Here is a 2,074-nt window from a genome sequence, read left to right on the forward strand (position 1 = left end):
GACGCTGGCCGAACGCGGCCAGGCGCTGATCAGCGAATTCCAGACCCGGGCCGAGGCGCTCGACACCGGCACGCAGAAGCTCAATGCCGCGCTCGAAGCCCGCGCCCGCCAGATCAATGAGACGCTGGTCGAGCGCGCCCGCGAAATCGCCAATACCTTTGCAGAGAGCAAGGACCAGCTCTCGGCGATGATCGACCAGGGCAAGACGCAGATCGGCGCCGACATGGCCGACATCGTCTCGTCGACCTCCTCCATGCTCGAGGCCCGCGCCAGCGACTTCGCCGGCCGCATGGAAGCGGCCCGCCACGTCGTCTCGCGCTCCTTCGACAGCGACATCCAGCGGCTCGCCGATGCCCGCGTCGGCATCGAGGAGGCGGTGGAAAACCACAGCCGCAAGCTTTCGGAAAGCCGCGATCGCATGGCCGCCGCCATGCAGGCCGACCTGGCGACGTTCGCCGAAAGCCGTGCCGGCATCGACGCCGCCGTGACCGACCAGGTGCAGAAGCTGGCGGAAGGCCGCACCCTCATCGCGCGCGCGTTGGAAGACGACCTGCGCAAGGTCAACGAGTCGCGCGCCGCGATCGACGCGTCGCTGGGCAGCCACCTGGAGCAGCTCGAAGAAGGCCGCAACCGGCTTGCCCAGGCCCTGAATGACGACTCCGGAAAGCTCGTGCAAGCCCGTACGATCATTGACGAAATGGTTGCCGGCCACGTCGGGAAGCTCGCCGAGGGCCGCAACATCCTGTCGCGCGCCCTGGAAGCCGATCTCGGCAAGCTGGCCGACAGCCGCGCCAGCATCGACGGGCTGGTCGCCGGCCAGGTCGAGAAGATCGCCGAGGGCCGCTCCGTGCTCGCCAAGGCGCTGGAGACCGATATTATCGGCATCAGGAGCCTGATCGAGACCCATTCCGCCAAGCTTGCCGAAGACCGCGGCGAACTCAGCCGTTCGCTGGAGAGCGACCTGTCCGGCATCAGGAACCTGGTCGAGGGTCATTCCGTCAGGCTCGCCGACGACCGCAGCCTGCTGGCGCAGACGCTCGAGGCCGACCTCGCCAAGCTGGCGGAGGGCCGCGCCAGCATCGACGGTCTGGTCGCCGGCCAGGTCGAAAAGCTCGCCGAGGGCCGCGACATCCTCAAGCGCGCGCTCGAAGCCGATATCAACACGATCAAGGGCGCCATCGCCGGTCATTCCGAGCGGGTGGCGGAAGAGCGCAGCCAGCTTTCGAAGGCGCTGGAAGCCGATCTTCAGAATGTGAACAGCCTGATCTCCGACCACACGAACCGGCTCGTCCAGGATCGCTCGACGCTGTCGCAAGCCCTCCAGGACGATCTGCAGAATGTGAACGGCATCATGGCCGATCACCAGAACAGGCTGGTTCAGGACCGCTCGACGCTGGCCAAGGCGCTGGAGGACGATCTCGCCAAGCTGGCGGAGAGCCGCTCCAGCATCGACGGGCTGGTCGCCGGCCAGGTCGAGAAGCTTGCGGAAGGCCGCGATATCCTCAAGCGCGCGCTGGATGCCGATCTCAGCACGATCAGGAACGCCATTGCCGACCAGTCGCAGAAGCTGACCGACAACCGCGCCGAGTTCGCGCGGGTGCTGGAAGGCGACCTGGAGAACGTCAACAGCCTCCTCCAGGGCCATAGCGACAGGCTTGCCCAGGATCGCTCGGCGCTTTCGAAGGCACTCGAGGACGACCTCGCCAAGCTGGCCGAAAGCCGCTCCAGCATCGACGGGCTGGTCGCCGGCCAGGTCGAGAAACTCGCCGAGGGCCGCGATATCCTCAGGCGCGCGCTGGAAGCGGACCTGCAGAAGCTCGTCGCCAGCCGCAGCGAGGTCGACGACATTATCGCCGGCCATGTCGGCAAGCTGGCCGAAGGCCGCGACATGCTGAGCCGCGCGCTTGAAGACGACCTGGCGAAGCTCGTCGACACCCGCAAGGATGTCGACCGCTCCCTGTCCGGCCATATCGACCAACTGGCCGCCAGGAGCAGCGACATTTCGGCAACGATCGCCGCCGACGTCGAGAAGATCGAGCAGGCGTTCAACCGGCAGACCGGCATCATCGAGGAG

General features: G+C 66.7%; 1 pseudogene. It reads left to right on the top strand.

Going from position 1 to position 2,074, the window contains the following annotated elements:
• Nucleotides 1-2,074: pseudogene (locus EN738_RS33775) on the top strand (kinesin); the annotation flags it as partial.

This window comes from Mesorhizobium sp. M4B.F.Ca.ET.017.02.2.1 (genome assembly GCF_003998955.1).
GTDB classification, from domain to species: domain Bacteria; phylum Pseudomonadota; class Alphaproteobacteria; order Rhizobiales; family Rhizobiaceae; genus Mesorhizobium; species Mesorhizobium abyssinicae.